This is a genomic window from Hymenobacter sediminis, assembly GCF_003231285.1.
In the GTDB taxonomy this organism is placed as follows: Bacteria; Bacteroidota; Bacteroidia; order Cytophagales; family Hymenobacteraceae; genus Hymenobacter; species Hymenobacter sediminis.
Map to the genome: position 1 here is coordinate 37,250 of NZ_QKNS01000013.1, position 26,169 is coordinate 63,418.

Below are 26,169 nucleotides of genomic sequence, written 5' to 3' on the forward strand. Positions count from 1 at the left end.
ATATGGATAGACGGGTAGCACAGGCGTCACCCTCGTAGGTCACCCGCCGCAGGCCAACGGACGGAACCTGTTAGCGGGTGATAGGGGGGCAGAAGAGGCTACCTAAGATACCCTTTTATATAGAATAAATACTAGGCAGTTCCTTGTTCCGGTTTCCGTGTTCCCGCGGTGGTCCTGACCAGCGGGGTATGCCCGTTGCATCACCTCGTTTAATGGAGAGGGCGTACTCCCTAGGGAAGAGAACCCCTAAAGAGGGAGCCGAGCTACTCCTATCCACGTTGGATTGCGTGGCGCGCAACGTGGCCTTCTTGTCTACGGTCCTGGAAAGCCAGGTGCGCTTCAAGCCGATGGACTTGCCGGCTGCTGATGAGTTTACCTTGCACATCGGATCAGGAGGCCACGGCCAGTTTCACCTGCACCCGCAGTGCGCTTACGGTCAAGAAGGCGTCAGGCTTTCAGGTCGGGACACCCGCAAAATTGATTCAGGCAGCAAGGGACAAGGCTTGCGAGTCACTGCAGCGCGCTGAGCAGGCGAAGATCAATAACCGGCGGGCGGCGCTGCTGCGGAACATTGGGGAAAGTCTGTAGGAGATTGTCGACCGGCTCAGTGAATCCAGATAGAGGATGGGGGCAAAGCTTTTCACCTTGTGGATATTCAGCAACTGCTACCTACCTTGGAAAAGATCAAAAATACTGCTTCAGAAAACGAGCCCCTAGGTCATATGACTATTTGGTATTATTTTTAAGGCCTACTGTAGAAAGCCAGCAATATTATTCTAGAAGTATATTCTTGAGAAAGAGATTACATAATTATTTTATGATGCAATCGAGTGCCCAGTACCCAATTATCGAGGTGCCATTTTCCTTGAAAAATGCGTTAACGGCTATTCCCCAGCCTCCGCAAGAACCAGTCAAGCCCTCTTTCCCTCTGCACCCCATGCTGCCGCCGCTCTTCACGCCCGGCATCGTAGGGTGGTTGCTTGTCCTCGTGTTCGGCGGGCTCTGGCTCTTAGACCAACACCTCGAACTGGCAGCAGCTCTCTTGACCGGTATTGCCTTCCTGGCTATTCTATGGTGTAACCGCCAGGCGCGTAGGCGCTATAGTGCTCAGGTGGCGCAGTACGAGCTGGATTTCGACCAGTACCTGACCTATCCCGAGCGGCAGGCCGCTTACGAGGAAGCGCTCCGGCAGTACGCCTGTCCTGATACTCTCCCGCTGTATCGCAAACAGCAGGTCGCCTCACTGCTACGCAGCATCTCCTTACCCCTCTACGCCATTCCATCGGATGAAGAAGTCCCCCGTCAGGGGCGGAGTGAGGCGTATTTTCTGGCGTACCTGCAGCAGTACTTTGGGCAGGAAACCATTCATGCCCAATGCCGGGTACCGGTCGATGACCCGCGCCTGGCCACGGCCTGGTACTATCCTGACTTCGTCTACTGGGACGCAACCGGACTACGCATCGATATCGAGATTGATGAGCCTTATACACTCCGCACCAAGGAGCCTATTCACTATCAGGGGCAAGACGATACGCGCAATGCCTACTTCTTGCGCAAAAACTGGGTTGTTGTGCGGTTTACCGAAGAGCAGGTGGTGCGTTATCCCAAACAGTGCTGCAAGGAGCTGGCGGAGTTGATCTTCTCCGTGAACGAAACGCACTATGCGGCCAAGTTCTTTTCCCAGCGACTTCCGCCCGTTGCTCAGTGGAGTCAGCAGCAAGCGCTGGGGCAGGCCCGAGCCGATACGCGGAATACCTATCTCTCCCTGTTAAGCAGAGGCGTAGCATGGTAAGTCAGAGGACCAGTAAGTCATCACGTCCAACAAAACCGAGCTTCACTTCATGACTTGCTGGTATCTACTGTAAACGGGCGTTTATGTAATGATACAGAAGGCATACGTACTAAGAATGATCCTAGAGCATATGTTGTCATCCTATAATGCTCCCATTGATAAGTTCCGATAAAAAATTTATTGTAAGTAATACAAAGCCTAGTGAGGTGAATCTATTCTTTCTTGGTTAGTTTTCCGATTGCCAGTCGTAAGCTTGTCTTACCAAGTGCATCACGTCATCCAAGTCATTGAACGAGGCTAGGCCAACTTCCACATCGCCGTTACCCCAGCGGCCAAGACCCCGCACATCCTTGCACAGGTTTCTAGGGTCTCTGATTTCGTCAAAGGGCAAGTTCAGCGACAATCGCAAGCGGCTTTTCTGTGGTACTACATCCACGAAGTTGGTATCAAGCTTAAAAGCCACATACAACTTTTTCACCTCTTGCTTAACGGAAGTATCTAGGTTGAGAACCCGCTTTTCAAACGCATTGAATAGGTCGCCCATTTCACCATTTAAGAAGGCGAACTGCTCCAGCTTATAGGTCCCATCTGTGGTTTCCGGTTCCCGGTACGGCGCCAACTCGGCCTCGGATAAAGATGGAGCCGGCCATATCTTCAGCGCCTTGGATGCCAAGGCCTGGCCACGGCGAAGTATGGCGTCTTCGTTCCATTGCTCTTCTTTGGCCACGCTGGCGTTCAAGCGGATCGGGCTGTCGGCGAAGCCACCTTCTACCGTCTTTTTATACTCAAACGGTTTGTCGCTCAACTTTGAGTTGTAACCCGTCAGGGTCAGGTTACCGATAGTGTGCAGGTATTCTTCCTGAATGCGGCGCCAGTCAGGGCCCAATTCTTCGCGCCAGGCTTTTGATAAGTTCTCGTTTTGCGGAAGGATGTGCTCGATGGTATACTCGTCCACGGGTACCCGCTCTTTGCGCCCGAAATTTTCCAGGCGCTCCAACAGGTAGTTACGAAGCCGCATGTTGTACAGGTCCCGTTGCTGAAACTCCCGGCGAAACTCTGCATCGGACGGGAAGCGGCGGTAGCTGTCCTTCAGCTGGAAGGCTGCCGCGACGCTCTCCACGTACCGGTTTTTACGCACCAGCCGGCCCAGTGCAGCAAAGGTTTTGTTCAGGCTATTGGTCGGAATGCCGCATATCACCCGCCGGAACACGTAGGCTTCCACCATGCGTACCACCTGCAGGTGTTCCTCCTTGGATAGATGTTCGTCGAGGTAGTCAGCGTACACCTCCAGCAGAAACGGCGTAGCAGTATCCGCACGTAATTCTAGTAGGTCTGCGTATGCTTGGCGCAGTTGCTGGTCTTTCTCGTGCTTCAACTCGGGTAGCACGATGCGCACGTACAGGCCGGCATACCGGTGCAGCTCACGCAGTTTTTCTTCGATAGCCAACGGTGTAGCAGAGCCTTTCAAAAAGGCCTTGTAGCTCGTATACACGTCGTCAATACGCGGAATGGTACCCGTGCGCACCGTCAAATAGTCCCGTACAAACCAGTCGAACAGTCCGGCATAATGTTCCCCGAATAGCTGCTCCATTGGAAACCAGTAGTGTTCGTACAGCCGGGTTTGCACCTTCGGCTGCTGGCCCATCAGCACGTAGTTACGAATCAGGTCAGCCTGGGACAGCGCCAAACCCGTTGAGTTCATGCTCTCGAAGATCAGTTGCGGATTGTCGACGCCTCTCTCTAAGGCTACGTCCACGATAAAAAGCCGCTGCAGCCCTGCATACACGGCTTTAGCATTGTCGACAGTCAGGCGCTGGCGGAAGTAGTCATAGTTGCGGCGCACGTTGCTAGGTACCTCAACCGGCGGTGAGGAGTGGCCTTCCAATACATCTATCAGTGCCTGCTTATCACCGCGGGTAAGCATTAGCTTGTAACGTAATGCACCATCTTCCTCCGCGTTGAATAGGTAGTAATTCTTAAGCTTGGTAGCCGATGTGCTTTCCAGTAGGCTAGGGTGTTGTTGCACCAGCTCGGCCAAGGCCGCCAGCAGTAAAGTCAATGTAGTTACCCGCTGCTGTCCATCGATGATCAGCAGTTCGGGGACTTCGGAAGCATTGTGTTGGTCTTGCTCGAAGTAAACCACCGAACCCACGAAATGCCCTGCGCCCTCTTCAGCGTGACTAACGCTCAGAATGTCCGTGAACAGCTGATTGCATTGGCTTTCGTGCCAACTGTACGTGCGCTGATAGATCGGAATAATGAACTGCTTAGAAGTTTGAAGGAACTTAAGAAGGTTGGCCTGCTTGGCTTTCATAATAAGTGAGTATTAGTAGTTGCCAAAGTACAACTACTTAATCCACTATGCTCTACAATAAGATGAGTAGAGTCAAAGACTAACCCAGCCTAAATATTTTTTATACACGTATATTTTTTACAAACTAAAACTTGTCAATACAATAAGCATTAGCATATCTTTGTTGCCGGCAAGCAAACATAAGTTGCCATTCCGCCTATGTACCTAACCGAACTGGCTCACATTTCTACCGGGACTTATGCCCCTGCGCAGCCAGTACCCGATGGCACTGAGCCGCCACCGGGTGCGGTGACCTACCTGCAGCTGTCTGAATTCGATGAGGATGGCCAACGTTTGGCAAGTGAGCCTGGGGCGTATCTCCAACCAGACACCCCGCCCGCGGCTACATCCTTGCTCACTGCCAGTTCTTTGTTGCTGAGTGCCCGCGGCGGCCGCCTATTTGCTGTATTGGTTGAAGAAGCCTGGTTGCCGGCTGTAGCCGCCAACAACTTCTTCGTGCTCGAAGTCGCTGCGCCAGATTGTTTGCCCGCTTTTCTGCTGATGTTGCTCAACCTGCCCGATACCAAAGTTCGGTTACGGAGCCGGCTAGGTGGTACCACCCAGGTTAACATCAACAAGCGTGACCTGCTGGATTTTGAGCCTTTGCCGAGTGGTGTCTCACTGCCTCCACTGCCTCAACAGCAATTTTTGGCCGACCTCTACCAGCTCTGGCTGCGCGAAAAAAATCTGACGCTACGATACCTCGCTGAGCGCGAGACCTATCTGACGTCTCGCCTGACAGACCTGCTCAAAAGCCCTCAGCATATTCCTTCTCAGGAATAGGGGTACTGCCTAATCCAAGATTCAACCCCCAAGCGCCATGGGCGAATTACGAGCCTCCCTTTACGACATATTCGGCTACTTCCTGCCAGGGTTAGTTGCCACGGCGGGTCTGCGCTTGCTATTGTGGGTCATCGTGTATCCCACCAAACAGCTGAGCATAACTCCTTTTGCCGAGCCCACGGTACTGCTGGCTGTGGCCGTCATAGCCTACCTCGTAGGGCATCTGCTGCATGCCATAGGCAACGAGATACGGGTTACCCGCTCACCCAGCACCGTACCCACACCCAAGCCAACGGGCTGGCGGCGCATATTCGCCCGCAGCCAGGTTTCAGCTACGGCGTTGGCGTTGGCCGATCAGCGCATCGAGGGCTGCTTCGGAACCGCGTTTTTGGCGTTGTCGCCTGAGGAAAAAGCCGAGCTGCTCGACGAGGCCCGTGTCCTGCACGAACGGGTAAATGAGCGAGAAGTCTATATCTACCGGGAAGGCTTCTACCGCGGCATGACGGTAGCATGCGTTATTGTTTTCATCGCGTTGCTGGTTAGCCTAAGAGCCGCTGCCCTGACGCTTACCACCGAAAAAGCGGCTTACGCCGCACTGCGCAGTGAACGGCTGATACTGACTCTGCTGGTCGGATGCTCGGCCTTTCTATTCTGGAAACGAATGCTGCGCTTCGCTTACTACAAAACCAGCCGGGCGCTGATGCTCTGGCTTGCCACGTCTAAACCCAAAACCACCTAATAGCATGCCCAACGATCTATACATCCGCATCTGGGACGTACAGCACGGCTCCGCCGCCTACGTCCGCACGCCCGAAGGCCGCCACATGGTAGTTGATCTTGGCGTCGGTGACATCACCGGTAATAATGCCGGCCGTGCTGGCGACGAGTGGTTCAGTCCACTCAAGTGTTTGCGGGACAACGGCATTACGCAGCTCGATAATGTCATTATTACTCATCCTCATACGGACCACGTTGATGACATAGAGGAGTTCTATAACATGAACCCACTGGTGTTAACGACCCCTCGGCATTTGACGGATGAGGAAGTGTTGAACGGCAACCCTCGCCGTGATAATAATATACTTGGCAAGTACCTTGAAATACGCAAGAGGTATTCTGCTCCCATGCCCAGTGGTACTGGTGTATCATCCGAGAAACCTTCGCTGGATTTTACCACCTTCAGCCCAATCAACTGCGCGAAGTCGAATCTCAACAATCAGAGCATCGTCGTTTTCCTTTCCTACGCCGGCTCCACCATCTGCATCCCCGGTGACCCCGAGGGTGCAGCATGGCGCGAACTATTAGATCAGCCGGGCTTCATTGGGTACCTGAAGAAAACCGACATCCTCGTTGCCTCGCACCACGGCCGCGAATCCGGCTTCTGCGAAGACATCTTTGAGCACTGCAAGCCCAAGCTGGTTGTCATCTCCGACGGTCAGCGCGGTACCACCTGCGTTCGGGAAAAATACTACCAAAAAGCTACGGGACTGTCTGTAGGCAGCCACTCCAACACGAGCTGGGAAACGCGCTACTGCCTTACTACTCGCCGTGACGGGTCCATCGATATCTGGTTCACCAACGATGGTATCGTGGTCAAGACCGAATAATCCGTCTTCATTGTTCAACTGAATTTTTCGCCAGGCTCCCCCTCTCCCCACGGAGAGGGGGTAGGGGGGAAGCCCCCAGCCTTCCCCAATACCCAATTCCATGTCCCCCCAACAATCTACGCTCGACTTCGACTCGCCGGAAAAGCCGTTGCAAACCTATGCCCAGGTGCTGGCCGCTGCCGCCGCCTCGAATAAAAAGCAGGACATGCAGGACGTGTTCAGCGCCGTGTGGCGCGCCTGCGACACGTTCCGCGGCCTCGTCGACCCCAGCATGTATAAGGAGTATGTCCTGACCATGCTCTTTCTCAAGTACCTCTCTGACCTGCACCGCGGGCGCGTGGCCGAGCTGCAACAGAAATACGCCGCCGACCCTGCCACCCAGGCTGAGCGCGTGCAGCGGGCCCTGCGCCACGAGCGGTTCCAGGTGCCCGAGGTTAGCACCTTCGGCTACCTCTTCGACCGACGCAAGGCCGACAACATCGGCGAGCTGATCAATGTGGCTTTCCAGCAGCTCGAAGATGCCAACCGCGCCCACCTTGAAGGCGTGTTTCGCTCTATCGACTTCAATTCCGAAGCCCAGCTAGGTCAGGTGCGCGACCGAAACCGCCGCCTCAAATTGCTGCTCGAAGATTTTGCCGCCATCGACCTAGAGCCTAGTCACCTGGAGTCGAACGATGTCATTGGCGACGTGTACGAATACCTGATCTACCGCTTCGCGGCTGGCGCCGGCAAAAAGGCGGGCGAATTCTACACCCCGTCAGCGGTGTCCTCGCTGCTGGCCCGGCTGGTCGATCCTCAGCCCGGCGACCGTATCTGCGACCCGGCCTGCGGTTCGGGTAGCTTGCTCATCCGGGTAGGCAAGCAGGTGGGCAGCCGCAACTTCTCGCTCTACGGCCAGGAGGTAAACGGCTCTACCTACGCCCTGGCCCGCCAGAACATGGTGCTGCACGACATGGACGACGCCCAAATCAAGTGGGGCGACACCCTCAACAACCCTCAACTGCTCGAAGACGATAAGCTTATGCGCTTCAACGTGGTGGTGGCCAACCCCCCGTTTAGCCTCGACAAGTGGGGCGCTGAGTCGGCTAGCAAGGACCGCTACAGCCGCTTCTGGCGCGGCGTACCGCCGAAGTCCAAAGGCGACTTCGCGTTTCTCTCGCACATGATTGAAACGACGTACCCCACCGACGGCCGAGTAGGCGTCATCCTGCCGCACGGCGTGCTGTTCCGGGCCAGCTCCGAAGGGGCTATTCGCAAGCAGCTCCTGAAGGAAGGTCTGGTAGAAGCCATCATCGGTTTGCCGGCTGACCTATTTTACGGAACCAACATTGCCACGGCAATCATCCTGCTACGGCGCAACCGGACAACCTCCGATGTGCTGTTCATCGACGCGAGCACTCTGTACAAAGAAACCCGCAACAAGAATGTACTCCTGCTCGAGCACGCCAACCGCATCGTAGCCGCCGTGCAAGCATTCCGAGCCGCACCCGAAGCCGAAGCTGGCGTCATCGAACAAGGCTTTGCTTACCGGGCTTCGTTGGAGCGCATCGAGGAAGAAAGCTACAATCTCAACATCGCCCGCTACGTGGACACTTTCAAGGCCGAAGCTCCGATTGACATTGCTGCTGTACAAAAGCGCCTGCAGCAGACCGAAGACGAGCTGACGCAAGTACGTGCGAAGATGCGCGAGTTTTTGAACTTGATTAAAGAGTAGGCATAATGAGTATTGTTCCTGAAGTATTACCCGCCGGATGGCGAAAAGCCAAGCTCGGCGAAATTGCTGAGCTAAATCCGGGCCGCTCCGTGAAGTTGAGTGACAACGACTCGGTTACCTTTTTGGCCATGCCTGATGTGTCGGAAGAGGGTCGAGTAGTTAACAAGCAGTCACGTCCGTTTGGGAGTGTCCGCAACGGCTTCACCACCTTCCAGGATGGCGACGTGCTCGTGGCCAAGATCACGCCTTGCTTCGAAAACGGGAAAGGTGCTTTGGTCGAGGACCTAGAGAATGGGGTTGGGTTTGGCAGCACTGAGTTTCATGTGGTCCGCGCGCTCGATCCTGAGGACCAGGCGTTCATCTGGTTGCATACTACCAGCCGTAACTTTCGTGCATTGGGCGAACGAATGATGACGGGTAGCGCCGGCCATAAGCGCGTACCCGCTGACTTTATCAGCGGATACGAAATTCCGCTTCCCCCATCCGATCAGCGTCACCGCATCACTGAACTGCTTGGCACTTGGGATGAGGCAGTTCAGCTGCAAGCTAAGCTGCTAGACGATCTAAGAACCCGCCAGAAAGCCTTATCACATCGGCTTCTGCTGGGTCAAGTACGGCTGCCTGGTTTTGAGGGAATTATCAAAGAAGTGCCAATTTCCAGCTTGACATCCGAGGTGGTAATGCGAAACCGGGATGATAGTGTCTCTCTCGTGCTTTCCTGCACCAAGTACGATGGCCTTGTGGATTCCCTCACCTACTTCGGGCGTAAGATCTACAGCGACGACCTCAGTACTTACAAGGTCGTGCCGCGCAACACCTTTGCATACGCTACGAACCACATAGAAGAGGGCTCGATCGGCTATCAGCGTGATTACGACGCTGGCTTGGTCAGTCCTATGTACACAGTATTCCGCACAAATCCCAACAAGGTGAATGATGAATACTTCTACTTGCTTCTCAAAAGCGAAGAGTATATAGGGCGTTACAAACGCAATATGTCGGGTTCTGTAGACCGTCGCGGTGGTTTACGCTGGGCCGATTTTGCCAGCATCAAGGTACCAGCCTTTTCACTACCCGAGCAGCAAGCCATTGCCGAAGTACTGAATACCGGCTTAGCCGAAATCCGCCTGCGCGAAGCGGAATTAGCCGACCTGCGCGAGCAGAAACGCGGCCTCATGCAACAGCTGCTCACCGGCCAGAAGCTCCTGCGCTAGGCCGTTGCCAAACGCTTTTCACTTCACCTTCTAACCTCGCTTGCCATGCTGTTTAGCCCCGCTGCTCCGGTAGCCACTGCCCTCACCATCTCGCTGACGGACTTCATTGATTTCGCCATTTCCAGCGGGGCTAAGCGCATCACCAAAGTGCGCGAGCTAATGAACCGCGGCGCCTATGGTCCAGAGAAGGACTTCTATCGCCACCTGCGCGAGGGACTAGCCGACTGGCACCGCGCCGGCGGTACCCTTGCTGAGCTGCGGGCCCTAGCCCAACACCCCAACCCCGACAAGGCCCAGATTTATGCCGCCATGGTCCAGGGCTACGCCAAGTTCATCGGCCGCCGCAACTGCGTGTGGTTGCCCGCGCCCCGCGCCCAGTGGCAGCACCGCGAGCTGACAGTACGCCTCAATCCCGAGTTCTACGCTCTGCTCGATGACCAGCCCACCCTCGCCAAGCTCTACCTGCGTAAGGGCGAGCGCCCCACCCGCGACAAAACTTGCGCCGTGGTCAATCTGCTCGAAGAAGAGCTGCACGCCCAGGTAGAGCCCAATACCAAGTTCGGCGTGCTAGACGTGCAGCGCGGCACCTTTCTAAGCCGCGATTCCCGTCACCACGACCTACGCGCCTTACTCCGCGCCGAAGCCGAAACATTCATCAGCCTCTGGCACGACCTCGCCACCAAGAGCTAGGTCAACACCATTCATACGCGCCATGCCCACGTTCCCCACCACCGAAGACGCTATTAGCCAAGTGCCAGCGCTGCTGCTGCTCCAGCAGCTAGGCTACCGCTACCTCAGCCCGGAGGAAGCTTTAGAGCAGCGCGGCCACCGCGAAGCCGAAGTGCTGTTGAAGCCCATCTTGCTGGAAAAACTCCGCGAGCTGAACTCGTTTCAGTACCGCGGCCAGGAATACCCATTTGCTCCCGAAGCCCTGCACGCGGCCGCCAATGCCCTCAGTCGCCCTTCCCTCGACCGAGGGTACATCGCGGCCAATAAAGAGGTTTTCGACTTGCTTACCCTAGGGCATACCGTCGAGCAAACCGTAGACAACGACAAGAAGAGTTATACCATTCGGTACATCGATTGGCAGAACCCGGCCAACAACGCCTACCACGTTACCGAAGAACTATCCGTGCAGCGCAACGGCCGCGCCGACCACTACCGGCCCGACATTGTGCTGTATGTGAATGGCATTCCGCTCGTCATCATCGAGTGCAAAAGCCCAGCCATCAAAGAACCGCTAAAAAAAGCCATTGAGCAGCACACGCGCAATCAGCAGCCCGATGGCATCCGCACCCTCTACCTATTTTCCCAGATTCTGATTGCTGCCTGCGGCGACGGCCCCACACGCTACGCCACCATCGGTACCATTGAAGAACTGTGGGCTGCCTGGCGCGAGCGACCGGAAGACGACCCCGCCAACGCGCCGCGGCGAGCCGCCGAGCTGCAGCAGCTCAAAAACGACAGCCTGAATCAGCCCGTCGCTTGGCAACAGTTGCTGCGTAACCCCGTGCGTAGCGCCGGACTGCATCCGCTGCAGGCCGGGCTGGGCCAGCCCTGGACCGTCACCCCTCAGGATGTCACCCTGTACGCGCTGTGCCAGCCAGAACGCCTACTGGACTTGATGCGCAACTTCATTGTGTACGACGGAGGCGAAAAAATCCTGGCCCGTTACCAGCAGTATTACGGAGTGCGGGCCACTTTGGCCCGGGCCCGTCATCAGCAGGGCGGCGTGCTGTGGCATTCCCAGGGCTCCGGTAAGTCACTGACCATGGTGATGCTGGCCCAATTGTTGGGTGCCACCATCCCCAATGCCAAGATCATTCTCGTTACCGACCGCACCGACCTCGACGACCAGCTCGCCGCCACCTTCGACCGTTGCGACCGGGACGTGATGCAGGCTACTACTGGCAATCATCTGGTGCGGCTGCTGCAGGATCCAACCTCCTCCGACATCATTGCCACGGTCATTAACAAATTCAATTCCGTGGTTCGCAAGCTGGCCGCCCCTATTACCCGGCCCGATGTGTTCGTGCTGATTGATGAAGGCCACCGTTCCCAGTCGGGTACGCTCAACATCAACATGCAGCGCGTGTTCCCGCCAGAAACCGCCACCTTCATTGCTTTCACCGGCACCCCGCTTACTAAGGGGGAAAAGGCTACGGCCCGCAAATTCGGCGGCATCATCCACACCTACACGATTTCCGATGCGGTGGCTGATGAAACGGTTCTGCCTATTCTGTACGAAGGCCGGCTGACCAATTTCGATGTGAATTCCCGGCCGCTGGACCGCAATTTCGACCGCCTCACGGCCCACCTGGCTGAAGAGCCCCGCGTGCGGCTCAAAACCAGCTATAGCCAGGAGACCAAACTTTCACAGGCCGAGCTAATCATTCAGGCCAAAGCGCAGGACATTGCCGACCACTACATCAAGACGTGGCGCGGAACCGGCTTCAAGGCTCAGTTGGTGGCACCCAATAAGCTGGCTGCCGTACGCTACCGCAAACACCTCGAAGCCGAAGGGGTGCATGCTGAAGTGCTGATTTCGCCCCCCGATTCTCGCGAGGGCAATGACGACGTGCACAGTGCCACTACCGACGAGGTACAGATCTACTGGAAGCGGCTCATGGATGTGTACGGAAATCCCCGCGAGTATGAGCGGGCTTTAAAGGAGGGGTGGAAGTCACCCCATGGTCGTCCTGAAATCATGGTAGTGGTGGACAAGCTGACGACCGGCTACGACAACCCGCGCAACGTGGTGCTTTACCTGTGCCGACGTATTTCCGGGCACTTTCTCTTCCAAACCATTGCCCGAGTCAACCGCCGCGCTGCCAACAAACCCTATGGTTTTGTCCTCGATTACGAAGGTGTAACCGAAGAGCTGGCCGAGGCCCTGGCCACCTATACCATTACCCCCGATCTGGGCGACTTCGACCACGACGACCTGCGGGAAGCGGTGCGGATGTCAAGCTTGCGTGACGAAGTAGCGCAACTGCCCGACCACCATGCCGCGCTGCTCGACTTGTTCAAAACCATCCTCAACAAAGAAGACCCAGCTGCTTACACCGCATTGCTGGACGACGAAGCATTGCGGCCTATTTTCTTCGAGCGCCTGCGACGTTTCCAGCGCACCCTGCATTTGGCTTTGTCCTCGTATGAGTTCATGCGTAACACACCCGAGACGCGGGTAGCAGAATACATAGGTGACATCCAGCGGTTTGAGAATTTGCGCCGGAAAATCATCGAAATCTACGCCATTGGTCCTAACGCTACCGGCCTGGAACCGCAAATTCAGAAGCTACTGGACACCTACGTGGCTGCTGATGGCATTCGGCCTATTACCGAGCAGGTCAACATCTTCGACCGAGACCGTTTTGCGCAAGTAGTGGCAGAATTGGCCGCAGATGGAGAGGCTGCCCAGGCCTTTACCATCACCAGTCGAACTAGCAGCACTATTCAGGAGCGGTTCGGTGAAGACCCCGACCTGTACCGTCAATTCTCTGACATGGTTGAAGCGGCCTTGAGCGACTACCGTAGCGGCCGCATTGCCGCTGCTGAATTCCTTAGTCGGGCCACTGCCGCCGAATATGCTGTGTTACAGCAACAGCGTCAAACTGCCGGGCCAAGCGCGCTGGCGGGCCACGATACCGCCGCCGCTGCCTACGGCCTGGTTAAGGACCAAGCCCCCGACGTAGCTGCCGATAGCCTAGCTGCCTGGGCTATTGGTGTAGAAGAAGCAATGGTAGAAGTCTTGGTACCCAGCGGCAAAAACCAGGTAGTGGTTGATTGGGTAAATCAGTCCCGCGTGAAAAGCGAACTACGCCAGCGCCTCGACGACCATCTGTGGGACCTCCGACAGCTGCAGCCCGGTCTAACTGCCGCCGCTCAAGATGACTTGCTGGAAGAGCTGTTCAGCTTAGCTCAGGCCCGGTTTGCCACTCGCTAATGGATACTTCAAAGAAGTCCCCCGCCGAGTTAGGACAAGTGCAGTTTGGGTCGGCTACTATCGCGTATACGGTAGAACGACGTCGTCGCAAATCGTTGGCCCTTACGGTATATCCCAATGGACAACTGGCTGTGGTGGCGCCCCTCGAAGCTACGGCTGAGCAGGTGGCTTCTGCAGTGTTGCGTCGAGCAGGTTGGGTGTTGAGGCAGCAGGAGCAAGCTCAACTGCAGCAGCACTATGCGCCCTCGCCCTCGCCCCGCCGGTACCTCAGCGGTGAATCTTATCTGTTTCTCGGTCGGCAATACCGCTTGCGAATAGTGTCGGCTACTCGCCCCGCAGTTCATCTGCATTCTAACTATTTACAGGTTTCCACCCCCACACCCGATGATGCAACTGCCATAAAGCGTTTAGTAGAGAGGTGGTACCGGAAGCAGGCTCGCGAACAGCTTACTAAATCATTTGAAGGCATACTGCGCCGTTTGCCCCCCATTTTGTTCAACCCAGCTGATTTGCCCCGCCTACGCATTCTGCGAATGCCCAACCGCTGGGGAAGTTGCGCTACCTCTACTGGCACTGTTCAACTCAACCCTGATCTGGTAAAAACCCCGGTTCCTTGTATTGAGTACGTCATTATACACGAGCTGGCACACCTACGAGTGCGGCGTCACTCTCAGGAGTTTTACGATCTGCAGTCCCGACTCATGCCTGATTGGCAAATCTGGGAGAAGCGTTTGCAGGAGCTTGAACCAGGTATGTTTGAGACGAAAGGACAGTACTAATATTATGAAAATAGAAAAAGAACAGCTTGAAGAGCTCCTTAAAAAAGTAGATGCCGGCGAAGTGACAATTGTGCCGCACTGGGTTTACGAAACAACTGAACAAAGTTTACTAGATGGAGGGGTAGGTTGGCTGCATTATTGGCAAACAGATGCTCAATACCAGGAGGAATATCCCTTCCTGCGTGGGGGGGTGGTTTTAATAGAAGTTTTATTCGCTAACCTGCTATCTGCACTACCTGATTGGTATCGTGAATATATCACAAACTTCTTATACGTATATCAAGATTATGGTCAGTCATACACTATTCTAACCGAGTGGCGAGAGGGAGTACAACTTACTGCACCAGCTTGTATGAACTTGTTTGACGAAGATGAAGTACGCGTTTTGGTTGGTAATCATCGATTAAATACTGCGTATCGGTTAGGTATTTCACATGTACCTTTATTAATTCCTAAAGCTCAACTACCAAAATTTCGTCAGCTTCTTGGCGACCTCAACGTGTACGAGCAGCAATTGATTGAATTTAAGGAGTCATGATAAGTAAGGTTTATCATAGCTAAACCAAGAGTGGATTATACCGTGTTAGGTTCTCCTAGAATATTGAGTTTTTCTAAGCTAATGTGCGCAGATATTACCCCCCGGCTTAGATAAGGTGGAAGACACGAGCGATGTTAACCAACTCCACGGCTGACCCGACTCCCAACTTGCGACGTAGGTTACGTCGGTGTGTAATGACCGTCTGGGGCGAGAGGAATAACCGTTTAGCAATCTCGGGGGCCGTGTATCCTGCGGCTAAGGTTTGCAAAACCTCCCGTTCCCGGCGAGTCAAGCGCGCAAACGCGCTAGCTTGGCAGCGACGAAGCTGATCTTCGGCTAATAGCCGTTCCGGGTCTACTGGTACAGCGAGTTGTGCTTCGCGTTCCACTGGTGAGGCTAGGCACACCATAAGTAATGGTTGCCCCTCTTCGTCCTGCAACAGCAGACGCGCTGTGGTGTAATACCACCGCCAAGCCGGATCTTTTGCTACGCGCACTTGCTGAAAAAAAGAAACGATTCGTGACGGATCATTAAAGCTAAGCATCTGCCAAAGCTTGGGCAGGTAATGTTGGGTCTCGGCTTCGTTGAAGTAGTGTGTATGATAAGCCGGGCCCAGCGCTCGCAAAGCCTCTAGGGTTGTATCCAACAGCTGCAAGCCGGGCGAAGACATGTATTCGACCGAGTGAGTGCGTAGGTTATGGACAATAATAACGCCCGGATATATGTCGGCAGTAGGCGCCAGCAAGGCTATCGCAGAAGTAATACGGTCGGAGGTGGCCACAATTAGCAGACGAACAAAGACAGCGAAAAATTTAATAAATTTCTTTTCAATAATAACATAGTTGATTATTCTATTAATAAGAAGGATTTTTGCTTAACCATAGCTTTTGGCTATGGTTAAGCAAAATATTCAAAATCATTAAGTTAGTATAGCAAATACCTTCTACTCTTACCTACATATACTGTACGCTTCCAAACGAGTTTGCTGTGACTTAATGTTGCATACTGGGCTATAAGGAAAAGTAAATCAAAATAAGAATCAGACTACTTTCTGCTTGACAAGCCTCAATGCTTGAGCTGAATCAGTTTGTTTCACTGCCAAAGCTTAAACGAGCCCATCTTACTTCACATCCACAATGGAGCACGTACGAGTCAGCATCTGCCTAGGATAACTGGCGCTAGTCACTGTAAACGTCGATGGCATACTAGGCATGGTTACCACCTCCTGTTCATTATTAGGGTAAAGAGCAGTTTTTACTATGGCTAGAATAAACACCAAGACGAGCAGAAGGAATAATACCTAAAGCATGACACTAGGAAAATAACTGAGACAACGGCCTGGATTTTTAGTTAACTAGCTACATTCCAGTATAATCAACCTGAGCGGTGGCAGCACGGGTGATTCTGTTCCTTTGTCCTTGTTGATAGTAAGCTTACCTCGCGTCGCACTAACCCAGTGCTAGTTTAATTGGGCTAGGGTCCCGTGTTTTAGGGTGATCAAGTGTCAATGAGAGAAGCTAGAATGAGTGAGCTTAACAGAATATACCATTCGTATTTAGCCGCACCAGCACTTTTTAGCCGCAGGCTTATGCTTAAATGGACGCAGAATTTATAGCCAAGCAACCCATCCTTACTTATGATGAACTTAGCACCTATCTGCCATGGTCATCCATTAACGGCATGCCATCGAATCTCAAGCACGCACCTCGTTAGAGCGGTGTTGTCTGAACCTTGCCCTATACTTAGTCCACTTCTAGGCTCGGATTGTACTCTTCCTAGTTAATCAATTCGATAACCATCCGTGGAGTGGCTCTTCTTCGCTACTAAGCCACGAGAAGAGACTTGCAATTATCATCGAAGTAAAATGCGCCTAAGTCGCTTTCAAATCATGCATGGAGAGTCTAAATATACCCAAAAGTGGGTATGTGAATATAATTATTTAAATTATAACTTTGTTGCTATAATTTCTACCTATGAGAGCACTCTTACTTGTTCGTTGGCTACTCTTACTGCCTCTGTTAGTATGCGTTGGCTGTGATAAGCCCGAAACGACGCCCTCTACTACCCATTCGATCCCACCAGGTATGACATCCGCACGTGTGGTGCATCTACTAGTAGACTCTAGCTTAGATATGCACAACACGCGCGTCTTCAGTACTGAAGACTCCTTGACCTTAGATCAACACACTAAGGGAGTGAAAGTTGTTCAAAATAAGGAGTCCTTGCTATTTATACTGGATAAAACGTCCCAAGAGATTCTAGCTGTTGTCCGCGTAGACAGCTCTCAGAAAGAAGTCAAAGTGAATGCTGCCACCGTCGCCCAGGGCCTTTGGGATCTGCTTCCCGCTTATACCTCGCTTTCGGAGAAACAACAAGCTCAGTTTGATAAAGACGTGCGCACTACACCCGCCTATTCGGCCTTTACTGCTACCGTCCAGGACCTGCTCGTACGTAAGCAACCGATTTATGCCACCAGCCCCATATTTCTCTCCCAACTAATCACTTTAAACGGCTACATTCTTAAAACATACTTAAACGATCCTTTTCCTACCGGGGGCACTGGACGTCGACCCACTGCCGATGACGACTTTACAGCTTGGATTGGGAATGAAAAAAAGGAGCTTGGGAATGAAATAAAAATGGCAGCTGTGTTCAATAATCAGCTTCGGAGCTATGTCAAGGCCACCTTTACGCCACTCAGGGGAGGTACGTCTAGCTCTATGATGCTGGAGCCCCGTCCTTTTAACCTCACTGAGAAAGCAAGTCAAGCGGTAACAGGCATACCAGATAATAGCTATACACTACGGCTTAATCAGGAGGAAAAGGATGTTATGACCAAAAATCAGCACGAACTGGTGCTAAAGGCCGTGAACCTACTCGTAGGACAATTAGGGTTTAAGGGCAAAAGCGGTGCCTATAATGAATGCATCAGTAGTATTACGCAGTCGGCGATCAAAGAAGTGAATGCTATGGTTTTCAAGGTAAGTGTACGCAACTCGACCAAGGGTATGCTACAGGATGCTTTTGAAAGTGCCAAAAGTATTACCTCGGATGCCATTAAGAACCCTTATTGTCGGCGGTCTATCTCGTATCAACGCACTATCATTCGTTTTGTGGCGGCAAAAACGAACGTGTTTCTGCAGATGCTGGAGGTGAAAAACGCTATCGAAGAGTTTGGAGAGATGGTACCTTACGGGATCGCCTTGTGGTCGCCAATTAATTATGCTTCAAAACCGATGCAGCTCTATAAAGGTCAACACCTCGCAGCACGCCTAAAGGTGGAGCAGCAGAGCAGCCTGAAAAACAGCTACTCAGCCGGGGAGAAAATCTTCCCCGAGCTTCAACTTAGCGCTCAATCGTCTTATGCCAATTGGGAGAAAGCTGGGTTTACGGTTGAGTGGAAAATAGCGTCTGATAACGGCAGCATAGCGCTAGCTGGTATTGCAGTGTCTTCGACTAAGACCCTACAAGATGGCAGTGCCGGAGTGGAGTGGACCCTACCAGCTAACCGATCGGGAGAAGCACTTTTACTTGCTGACGTCAAAGACCAAGAGGGTGACGCGCTGGAAGGTAGCCCTATAATATTTAAAGTGCAGGTAACTTCAGGAATAGCAATACTCGGTAAATGGCAAGTCGAGAGTATGATTTATAATTATTATAACAGCAGCGGGGACCTTATCGACTTCGATAAAGACGAGGATATAAAGTATATTGAATTCAAGGAAAATGATCAGGTTATACTTGTAGGGAAGAATACAGAAATAGATAGGGGTAAATACGCACTAGATATCATAAACAAGACAATTATTATTTCGGGCACTAGGGAAGACGACTATTCATTTAGATATAATATCAATAATTATTCTCCTACAGGCTTTGCACTAATAACAGGAAAAATATTTGACTATAATTCGGATGCTGCGTATACGATAGTTAATATAATTCTAAAAAAATGAGCTGCATCACAAATCTTAAACTTAAAGGCTATGCGGGCGCTGGTCTAATGTAGGGTGAATCGGCGGTTATGGTCGTTGATGCAGAGTAGCAAGCGGATGCGATGCATGGCCAGCGAGCGACTAAACGAGCAGGATCTGCGCACCAGCACGGCACAGCGCTGGCGGAGAGAACAGTTGACCGCTTCCACAATGCTAGTCTGCCCGCTGCCTTTTGGGCTGGGCCGGTGCGCAGCCGGCGGCAGCACTTGTCGGTAGGCCACCCACTCGTCTGTGTAGTACCACGTACCACTATGGTACTCGGCCGGTAGCGCCCGCCAGAGTCGAGGCGCCGTAGCCGTACCCCGCGTGCCCAGTACCCACGCGACAACGCGGCGGATGTAACGCTCCACGGCGAGCCACAGCCAGACCTTTCGGCGTTTACGGCCCACAAACGTCCACATTTCATCCAGTTTCAACACCCGGGGCCGGCTGGGCTTGGGGCGCGCTTGAGGCAGAGCCAGCGCTTTTTTTTGCCAGTTTGGCGACGGTCATGCGCGAGACGCTAGTGGCCCGCACAATGCCTCGTTGCGAGACGCGCTCTACCAAGAGCTTCTCGACCTGGGCATAGCGCGCCGCCTGAGCCGGAGCAGCGGGCTGAAAATAGCCTGGATGACCGCAACTGGTGCACTGATACTTGGCGCTCCCGCCACTACTCCCGTTTTTGCGAACCTGTAGGCTCGAACAGCGACCACAGCTGTGATGAATCGTTACCATAAGAGCTATACGTATTCACCCTGTGTTAGGCCACCGCACCTTCTTAATCTATCGAACACTCTTTATCAGCCTCATAAGCTGCTTGTAAACTTCAGTAGTCAACGAGTGGCGCTGCTGCACGAACTGCTGAAACGCTTGCTCCAAGTGCTGCTTGAACATCTCTAGGTTTAGGCCCTTATGCACAAATTTTCGCTCCACCAAAATTTCGTGCTCCTGCTTAACCTCACGCTCTGTAACTTTTAGTAATTCGTGCTTTTTCTTCCGTTGCTGAATGACAACAAAAAAGTCCTGCAAAACCGGCCTTTTGTCCCTGCTGCCTTGCTTTCAGATTACTTAACTATAGAGTCGTTTTTCATTATTCTGAATCAGTTCCCAGCCTGAGAGCTTTACTTCCTCCTCCTCTAATGGATAGTCACTGTAGCGTTTCCAGTAAGTGTAGATAACCCTGCTTTCAGAGAGTTGCTTATGGACTAGTCCTATGAAAGGCTGGGACATATAGGCACAAGCGGCCACATTCCAGATATCAACCTTCTCGATAAACTCTTTCAAACCGGTATCCCAGCGAATACCGCTGTTATGAGATATGGAAAAAGGCTTTAAGTGAGTATAGCTCCCTCCTCGCAGGTATTTCAGATAGTTCACCTGGTTTTGCCATGTCCATCTATCCTCATAGGTTTTCAGCAATTGTCGATTCCAAGGGAGGCCAGAATTGCCGCTGAGCAACTGCCAGTTCCACTTATCAGCATACCGGTCAATAAGTTCTGGAGTCCAAGGTATATCAGTGCGTAGGCATAAGGACTGGAAGCCAATTCTATCTCTAAAGTGGTCAATCAGGTGTTCATCCCAAATGATTGATTCGTTTAGTGCCAGTTGCGACCAATTCCATCTATCTGCGAATTCCTCTAATAACTCAATCGACCAAGGCAAGTCAGTGCGTTGACTTAAACTCAATTTGGCAGGCACCGAGAAATATTCACGCGTAGGCCCAGCATATACATAGTAGGTATGGTCTACCCTGAAATTGATTTTATCAGCGTGCTTCCGGATAAAATTGAGGCTTATATTTTGTATTCTATTAGTTGCGAACGTCCAGAATGAGTCATTGTCAAAAGGCATTATATCTGCAACAGACTCCTCTGGCCACTCACCCTTTTCAGATGGTTCCTTTAAAACTTCCCAATCTATTTCCTTTATGTAATCACCCTGCGCTCTTATGAATGGCAGAATGTTCGGCGCGGTTACATAAGCTTTGAATTCATCCTTTCTAACAGCTACCCATCCTATATCGGCTGGCCCTGTGTGAGGCCTGTTCCAAAGGTCACCAGAGTTAAATTTAATGTAGTCCGGATGCTGAAGTACGTTCGGCTTCAGAAAGACTGTCAATGCTCTTGACATAGATTAAGCTGATTAAGGCTGCTAAAAATACCTTAATCAACTAAAACTGCGTCTATGATTTAACCCACAGCAGATCTTTCAGGCACGTGGTGTAAGCTGGTGTTTTTCATGCTGCTTTCGCCGCCCAGGGTGCCACTTCCAGGCCTGGGGCCGGTACCGCCGTGGCCAGGCACACGGTATTCTTGCCAAAGCGCCCGTTTCCTGAGATACCCTACACCCACTACAATCCGCCGCCACAGCCCTAACGGAAATTTCTGTTCTTACTCTTGCGCTACCCCTACGACAACGAATACTATGACCAGCAGCACCGCTAATGTGCTCACCATATAAACAAAAAGCCCCGGCGCATCGGCGCGGGGCCTTTTTGTTATCAGTAAGTCGTGCGGGCGTCTATCCCTTGGTTCTCATCGTAACCGCCGAATCAAGTAAGGATTCGGAATATATTCATGAGTAGCCCACCAAATTCAATTATAACTAGTTGAAGTAGTGATAATTATATTTAAATTAGTGTAGAGCAGTTCAAGATAGGGGCACCCTCAATGGTTAACGGCTCTTGATAACTAAACACCACTGGTATGCAGAGAAATTTACATACTATTGTCTTAACAGCTTTCCTGCTGTTGTTTGTAGCCTTCTTGACTACCTGTAGCGAGAAGCGTACCACTGAACCGGTTGTGCCTGCTGGGCTTAATCAAGTGGAACTTGCTGGCGATATAATGCTGCCAACTGGCATTTTGATCGATCTAAATACCTTATCCATTGTTTCTCCTGTAAGTGAAGGAACAATTCAGGCAGGTAGATATAAAGTTAAAACGCTAAAGGACAAGTTTACCACGCAGTTCGTAGCAAATAGTGCTGATAAGCCATTATTGCTAGGGTATAGCTACCCAGGTCAAACAGATATGACCATTAGTACCCGCTCGACGGTATTGGGTTTAGTTATGAATATGCCTGCCGTTTTTTCGTTGACATCGCAAGCTAAACTTGACTTGATCAACCGAACCTTAACGGATGCTAATTTTAATGAAACAGTGCAAGAGGTGGAAAACGTGCTCCGCCGTGGAGGTTCGTTACTAGATAATAATAACACCGCTCTAAAATCAAAGCTCGAAATATTACTTGGCAATGTCGCCAAGCGAGGGAATGGAACAGCAACCCGACCAGTGCGTATCTTTCGTGTTGGAAGAAAGCTCACATTTGTCAACTCAGGCGTTGCCCATGGCTGTGAAATTGGGATCTATAAAGACGGTCAGCGTGTTGCTGGCAATTTTTTAGGAGGTTATCAAGTATTCGTTACTTCTCTGGGCCAAGTAGCAGAGTTCAGAGAAGATAAGCCTACTAAGCCTATTGAATACGAATATACTTTCCCGTCAGAAGGCAAATACGACATCGTAATTCGAACTGGTAAGCCGGGTACACTTGACGGTACTGACGAAGCCCTGAAAGCACAACTTCAAAACACGCAAAATGGAGTCGTAATGCTATTTCAAGCGGCCGTACCAATCCTCAATACAGATCGAGAGGACGGTACCCCGCCTAATTGTGCATTAGCTTTTAGAAAGACCATCTTGAATTTGATGTCTGCTGGAATAGACCTAAATCAAGCCAAGGATGCCGCTAGTTTACAGCGTCTATTAATAGATGTATTGTGGTTAGTTACCGATGTGACGAAAGATATAGCCGTGCAGTGCTCAGTTGAAAAATTAAAAGAGTCAAATTTCTTAAAGTTCTTTTCAAACACCTTGGATTTCTTAGGTAAGCTAGGAAACGTAGCAAATGCGACTGCTATGACATACCACTGGATGAGCAGTCTAAGTGCGCAAGACACCTGCTATCAAGTAACTGCTACAGATGTTAGTGCTTGTACATTGCAGCGGATAATAGCTGTGTCGGGAAATTATCAGCCGGGTGTGCCCAGACAGCGTTTGGATAAGCCTATTCGGGTTCAGGTGCTTGGACTTGATGGGAAACCTCTGCAAGGAGCAACAGTATTCTTTACTCCACTAAGCGGAAATGGCGTCGCTCAACCCGCAAGTACTATTACTGGCGCAGACGGTTATGCTCAATGTGGTTGGACCTTAGGAGATAGCAACACGCCAGTGCAACACCTAAACGTAGTTGCTAAGACAGTTGGGGAGCAAATTATCGAACCAAGCCCTTTAGACTTTAACACAGGTCCCCCACCCGCTCCTGCTGACGGTCATCCTGATTACCCATGCGTATCGAGTACTCATATTCCATTATTGACAGGAGGAGCTTCAGGAGATAAAATCTGGCATTTAGTTACGCATACGGCGCATTTCACTAGTGGTAAGGTTTTAACTATCAAACCTGAGCCAGGTTGTGACATGCAGTACAAGTTTGTGTTTGATAAGGCAAAAGGTTTTCCTGGAGTACACGCCACTAGTGCAAACCACGTGATCATTGATGATACTAACTATTACCGTTGCATACAAGGAGGAAAAATGGGATGGAGTTCACAGATTTGTGAAGATGTTTTAACGATGGGGAGTCGCATACGTATTGGTGGTAACAGTGGTGGATCAATTACATCTATTAGTCCAACTAGCTTAGTGATCACTTGTAGACACCCTTATACTGCGTATTATGAAGTGCTTACCTTCCGGAGCTAGGACAGATCGGAAGTTGTGTTAGTGCCCGTATAGGGGTTCATTTAGTAAATGGACAAATCCTACGCCAAATAGCAGCGGCAATTTCAATAGGTCAGTTGTTGAACATGAAACGAGTCATTAATTGGTAAGACGCCTAAAAGAAGCGTTTTTAGAAGCTAATTAATAACTTATGCAAAGGCAGTACTAACAGCTCACTGAATGTACGTTTTCTAGTACGACCATTCGGAAACTGAATGTCGATATCCTGCTACAACTTATTTCAGGACGACACAAGCAGCCGACTTGTACAGTGAAACGAAGGTTATCAAACGCTTCATTAACGAGAGCAAACACGACCGTTATATCCAATTCAGTGCCTCCTCGAAGAATAGAAACAAGTTTATTGCTGACCTATCGCGTGTTGGCTTCCTCCGGGAAGGAGCATTTGATAAAGTCGAGGGGATAGAAGAACAAGTGATCCGAAAAGCGCTTCAGCTGCAAGGCATAACCAGCAGCACCTGTTATGTTATCAGCGAAAACAAAAGTATTGATACCCGTACACTGACTATAAGCGAAGCCATACGAGCGACTGTGGGGCATAGAATGGGAACGCTTCTAGTTTTCGGTGATGCAGACTTGGTTTACCTAGTTTTCGGTGATGCAGACTTGGTTTACTATGAGTGTGATACCATGAACATTCGCTACATCAGCAGACTCGCACTCAGTAAGCATAAATAGAACTTAGGGGATAGAAAAGACGTGTAACTAATACCTTGTTGTTCTTGATTTGAGTCATTTACATAATATAAATTCTCGGAATATCCTTGGAAAAGTGGTAGGGTATTGGCTGGCACTGCTGCCACACGTATGATGGTATATTTTTAGGATGGGTCCTTCTGATAGGGTTCCGTTTCTTAAGGCAACGCGTCAAGTGCGAGCCATGCCATTGCCCTTTGATGAATAGTATTTAAAATTATGGGGGCTATCGTATGCCAAAGCTACCTCGTGAGCATCTGGTAAGTATGCGTCCCTTTCTCGGTTTCTCGTTCGTCTTTCTGCTCTTGGCCAGTGGGCCTACGCTCGGCCAAACCCATTCGGCACCGACAGGCCCGGACAATGCGGCTTGGTTGGACAGTGTGCAACACCTCTCGTTGCCCCAGCAAGTCGCTGCCGTGCGGCGGCGCGCGTGGCGCGATACGCTGCTGGCCCCCTATCAAACGCCAGTGTGTGGGATGGGCGTAGCCACTACCCCGGGCCGCGAAGCGTCCGCTCGGAAGTTGCCCGCTTCCCCGAAGCCAGCTGGTTTCCCCCTGGTCTATGTGGTCAATGGGCAGGCGTTCTATCACAACGATGCAGCCACGGTTCGCCAGTGGCAATGTCTGTTGCGCCACCAGCCTATCAGGCAGGTGACGCTCCTGCGCGACGAGACGGCGATGGCCCTCTATGGCTCGCGAGCGGCCTATGGGGTCGTGGTCTTATCCAGTACGAAGGTAAAACGCCGTTAATATCGAGCAGGATGCTAGCACCTAACGTCAGTCCTCTTCGGGCTTAGCAGGTTATATATCCCAACTCCTATACTCCAATACTGGCGGGTACTGCCCAGCCCCAGCTGTTCTGTTGAAGCCGCTGCTCCCTAACCCCGTGGGGCAACCTACTTTATCCCTATCCTATCAAGGGACATAGTATTCATCCAACTCTTGGGAATAGGGTGCTTGCTCCTTGCCGTTATGATGGCGATTAGGTTAACCGTATGAATAGACCTTGGCCGGGAGGGCGGGTAACCTCGGCCGGGCCGACGGCCCGAGCGCGGGGGCTGCTTTCCACTCCCCCTCGGGCGTGGCCGTAGATAGGAAGGGAATGGTCTACGTGGCTGACTCGGATAACGGCGCCATCCGCCTCATTACCCTAGCAGGGGTGGTGAGCAAGCTGGTCGGCCCGTCCCACGCCAAAGGCAGCACCGACGTCCCGGGCGCGGCGGCTCGCTTTAACTACCCGGTGGGCCTACCAATAGGCGTAGCCGTGGGTGCGGCAGGTACCGTGTATGTGGCTGACCGACATAACCACACCATCCGGGCGATGAAGTAGCAAGAGATAGTTGGCCTGAAGCGCCAGCATCGCCTGCCACCCACCTGGGGCCGCCTCACCCTCCACCCCGTGTTCCAGCAGCAGCAGAGCCTATGCTCTCCAGCGCACACATGGTCAGCACACTTGGAAATAACCTTTTCATGCCACTAGGATGGTGGGAGCGCACGCCACACCTTTGCGGCCAAAACGTCAATAGCTCAATATTTATTTGTTCCTACTTTTATGAAACACTACTACTCGACGATTCTCCGCCTGTGCCTGCTGCTGGCTTTGCTGCTGAGCGGCGCGGCATCCACAGCTCTTGCGCAAGCTAGATCTCCGGAGTGCGCGGCCGATGAGAAGTTTGCCAACACCTGGTACTTTGGCTTTAAGGCGGGGCTCGACTTCAACCAAGCCTCTGCCGACTCCCTTCCGAAGGTGCTCACGGATGGGGCCATGGATGCCCCCGCTGGCTCGGGTGTGATGTCGGATAAAGACGGCAAAATTCTCTTTTACAGCAACGGCGAAACCGTTTGGAACGGCGACGGTACCGTGATGACCAACGGCACGGGGCTGGCGGGCAACCGCTTCACCACCGACGGCCCCCTGCCCATTAAGCTGCCCGGCAGACCTACGGCCGGTCAACCGACGCGCTACCTGCTG

Annotated in this window: 19 protein-coding genes and 1 pseudogene; 16 read left to right on the top strand and 4 right to left on the bottom strand. The window is 52.0% G+C overall.

Annotated features, from left to right (window positions below):
- Positions 1-308: 308 nt before the first annotated feature.
- Entirely contained in the window at positions 309-527 is a 219-nt protein-coding gene (locus tag DNI29_RS23270) for a hypothetical protein (protein ID WP_123823411.1), read from the top strand.
- Between the two features lie 410 nt (positions 528-937).
- The gene (locus DNI29_RS23275) at positions 938-1,792 is read left to right on the top strand and encodes a putative endonuclease domain-containing protein (protein ID WP_123823412.1); all 855 of its coding nucleotides are present in this window, start codon (positions 938-940) and stop codon (positions 1,790-1,792) included.
- Positions 1,793-2,018: 226 nt separating this feature from the next.
- Here the strand turns inward: DNI29_RS23275 and DNI29_RS23280 are convergent, their stop codons facing one another.
- Positions 2,019-4,106 carry a DUF262 and DUF1524 domain-containing protein gene (locus DNI29_RS23280; RefSeq protein WP_110980556.1) on the bottom strand — a complete coding sequence of 696 codons (2,088 nt, stop codon included), beginning with the start codon at positions 4,104-4,106 and terminating at the stop codon, positions 2,019-2,021.
- A 198-nt stretch (positions 4,107-4,304) separates the two neighbouring features.
- Here DNI29_RS23280 and DNI29_RS23285 point away from each other — a divergent pair, with 198 nt between their 5' ends.
- From DNI29_RS23285 to DNI29_RS23325, 9 genes are all read left to right on the top strand, one after another.
- Positions 4,305-4,928 carry a restriction endonuclease subunit S domain-containing protein gene (locus tag DNI29_RS23285; RefSeq protein ID WP_110980557.1) on the top strand — a complete coding sequence of 208 codons (624 nt, stop codon included), beginning with the start codon at positions 4,305-4,307 and terminating at the stop codon, positions 4,926-4,928.
- A 37-nt stretch (positions 4,929-4,965) separates the two neighbouring features.
- A complete protein-coding gene (locus tag DNI29_RS23290; protein WP_110980558.1) occupies positions 4,966-5,667 on the top strand; it encodes a hypothetical protein in 702 nt (233 codons plus the stop codon).
- 4 nt (positions 5,668-5,671) lie between these two features.
- The gene (locus tag DNI29_RS23295; RefSeq protein ID WP_110980559.1) at positions 5,672-6,535 is read left to right on the top strand and encodes a ComEC/Rec2 family competence protein; all 864 of its coding nucleotides are present in this window, start codon (positions 5,672-5,674) and stop codon (positions 6,533-6,535) included.
- A 100-nt stretch (positions 6,536-6,635) separates the two neighbouring features.
- On the top strand, positions 6,636-8,249 hold the full coding sequence (locus tag DNI29_RS23300) for a type I restriction-modification system subunit M (protein WP_238388201.1): 1,614 nt from the start codon (positions 6,636-6,638) through the stop codon (positions 8,247-8,249).
- Positions 8,250-8,254: 5 nt separating this feature from the next.
- Positions 8,255-9,463 carry a restriction endonuclease subunit S gene (locus DNI29_RS23305; RefSeq protein WP_110980560.1) on the top strand — a complete coding sequence of 403 codons (1,209 nt, stop codon included), beginning with the start codon at positions 8,255-8,257 and terminating at the stop codon, positions 9,461-9,463.
- Positions 9,464-9,508: 45 nt separating this feature from the next.
- Positions 9,509-10,153 carry a hypothetical protein gene (locus DNI29_RS23310; protein WP_110980561.1) on the top strand — a complete coding sequence of 215 codons (645 nt, stop codon included), beginning with the start codon at positions 9,509-9,511 and terminating at the stop codon, positions 10,151-10,153.
- A gap of 22 nt (positions 10,154-10,175) precedes the next feature.
- The gene (locus tag DNI29_RS23315; RefSeq protein WP_110980562.1) at positions 10,176-13,409 is read left to right on the top strand and encodes a type I restriction endonuclease subunit R; all 3,234 of its coding nucleotides are present in this window, start codon (positions 10,176-10,178) and stop codon (positions 13,407-13,409) included.
- Positions 13,409-14,188 carry a M48 family metallopeptidase gene (locus tag DNI29_RS23320; RefSeq protein WP_110980563.1) on the top strand — a complete coding sequence of 260 codons (780 nt, stop codon included), beginning with the start codon at positions 13,409-13,411 and terminating at the stop codon, positions 14,186-14,188. Before DNI29_RS23315 ends, DNI29_RS23320 begins: the two co-directional genes overlap by 1 nt.
- A gap of 4 nt (positions 14,189-14,192) precedes the next feature.
- Positions 14,193-14,726, top strand: a complete 534-nt coding sequence (locus DNI29_RS23325) for a hypothetical protein (RefSeq protein WP_110980564.1) — start codon at positions 14,193-14,195, stop codon at positions 14,724-14,726.
- A gap of 106 nt (positions 14,727-14,832) precedes the next feature.
- On the opposite strand, the gene DNI29_RS23330 is transcribed toward DNI29_RS23325, so the two are convergent.
- Positions 14,833-15,507 carry a helix-turn-helix domain-containing protein gene (locus tag DNI29_RS23330; protein WP_110980565.1) on the bottom strand — a complete coding sequence of 225 codons (675 nt, stop codon included), beginning with the start codon at positions 15,505-15,507 and terminating at the stop codon, positions 14,833-14,835.
- Between the two features lie 1,387 nt (positions 15,508-16,894).
- Between DNI29_RS23330 and DNI29_RS23335 the strand changes: the two genes are divergently transcribed.
- On the top strand, positions 16,895-18,682 hold the full coding sequence (locus DNI29_RS23335) for a hypothetical protein (RefSeq protein WP_162303737.1): 1,788 nt from the start codon (positions 16,895-16,897) through the stop codon (positions 18,680-18,682).
- Between the two features lie 44 nt (positions 18,683-18,726).
- On the opposite strand, the gene DNI29_RS23340 is transcribed toward DNI29_RS23335, so the two are convergent.
- Both DNI29_RS23340 and DNI29_RS23350 read right to left on the bottom strand, forming a co-directional pair.
- Positions 18,727-19,140, bottom strand: coding sequence for an IS1 family transposase (locus DNI29_RS23340; protein WP_162303738.1), 414 nt, complete (start codon positions 19,138-19,140; stop codon positions 18,727-18,729).
- A 628-nt stretch (positions 19,141-19,768) separates the two neighbouring features.
- Complete coding sequence (locus tag DNI29_RS23350; RefSeq protein WP_110980569.1) at positions 19,769-20,830, bottom strand: hypothetical protein; 1,062 nt, start codon at positions 20,828-20,830, stop codon at positions 19,769-19,771.
- 575 nt (positions 20,831-21,405) lie between these two features.
- Here DNI29_RS23350 and DNI29_RS23355 point away from each other — a divergent pair.
- From DNI29_RS23355 to DNI29_RS23375, 4 genes and pseudogenes are all read left to right on the top strand, one after another.
- Positions 21,406-23,463: a hypothetical protein gene (locus DNI29_RS23355; RefSeq protein ID WP_110980570.1), complete on the top strand. Its 2,058-nt coding sequence runs from the start codon at positions 21,406-21,408 to the stop codon at positions 23,461-23,463.
- 1,001 nt (positions 23,464-24,464) lie between these two features.
- On the top strand, positions 24,465-24,947 hold the full coding sequence (locus DNI29_RS23365) for a hypothetical protein (protein WP_110980572.1): 483 nt from the start codon (positions 24,465-24,467) through the stop codon (positions 24,945-24,947).
- A gap of 256 nt (positions 24,948-25,203) precedes the next feature.
- Entirely contained in the window at positions 25,204-25,527 is a 324-nt protein-coding gene (locus DNI29_RS23370; RefSeq protein WP_110980573.1) for an NHL domain-containing protein, read from the top strand.
- Between the two features lie 222 nt (positions 25,528-25,749).
- Positions 25,750-26,169 (top strand): annotated as a pseudogene (locus DNI29_RS23375) (hypothetical protein); the annotation flags it as partial.

What these genes read in the sequence shown, in the direction of transcription:
- DNI29_RS23275 (WP_123823412.1), top strand. Translation starts at nt 938, where the DNA reads ATGCTGCCGCCGCTCTTCACGCCCGGCATCGTAGGGTGGTTGCTTGTC.
- DNI29_RS23280 (WP_110980556.1), bottom strand. Translation starts at nt 4,106, where the DNA reads ATGAAAGCCAAGCAGGCCAACCTTCTTAAGTTCCTTCAAACTTCTAAG.
- DNI29_RS23285 (WP_110980557.1), top strand. Translation starts at nt 4,305, where the DNA reads ATGTACCTAACCGAACTGGCTCACATTTCTACCGGGACTTATGCCCCT.
- DNI29_RS23290 (WP_110980558.1), top strand. Translation starts at nt 4,966, where the DNA reads ATGGGCGAATTACGAGCCTCCCTTTACGACATATTCGGCTACTTCCTG.
- DNI29_RS23295 (WP_110980559.1), top strand. Translation starts at nt 5,672, where the DNA reads ATGCCCAACGATCTATACATCCGCATCTGGGACGTACAGCACGGCTCC.
- DNI29_RS23300 (WP_238388201.1), top strand. Translation starts at nt 6,636, where the DNA reads ATGTCCCCCCAACAATCTACGCTCGACTTCGACTCGCCGGAAAAGCCG.
- DNI29_RS23305 (WP_110980560.1), top strand. Translation starts at nt 8,255, where the DNA reads ATGAGTATTGTTCCTGAAGTATTACCCGCCGGATGGCGAAAAGCCAAG.
- DNI29_RS23310 (WP_110980561.1), top strand. Translation starts at nt 9,509, where the DNA reads ATGCTGTTTAGCCCCGCTGCTCCGGTAGCCACTGCCCTCACCATCTCG.
- DNI29_RS23315 (WP_110980562.1), top strand. Translation starts at nt 10,176, where the DNA reads ATGCCCACGTTCCCCACCACCGAAGACGCTATTAGCCAAGTGCCAGCG.
- DNI29_RS23320 (WP_110980563.1), top strand. Translation starts at nt 13,409, where the DNA reads ATGGATACTTCAAAGAAGTCCCCCGCCGAGTTAGGACAAGTGCAGTTT.
- DNI29_RS23325 (WP_110980564.1), top strand. Translation starts at nt 14,193, where the DNA reads ATGAAAATAGAAAAAGAACAGCTTGAAGAGCTCCTTAAAAAAGTAGAT.
- DNI29_RS23350 (WP_110980569.1), bottom strand. Translation starts at nt 20,830, where the DNA reads ATGTCAAGAGCATTGACAGTCTTTCTGAAGCCGAACGTACTTCAGCAT.
- DNI29_RS23355 (WP_110980570.1), top strand. Translation starts at nt 21,406, where the DNA reads ATGCAGAGAAATTTACATACTATTGTCTTAACAGCTTTCCTGCTGTTG.
- DNI29_RS23365 (WP_110980572.1), top strand. Translation starts at nt 24,465, where the DNA reads ATGCGTCCCTTTCTCGGTTTCTCGTTCGTCTTTCTGCTCTTGGCCAGT.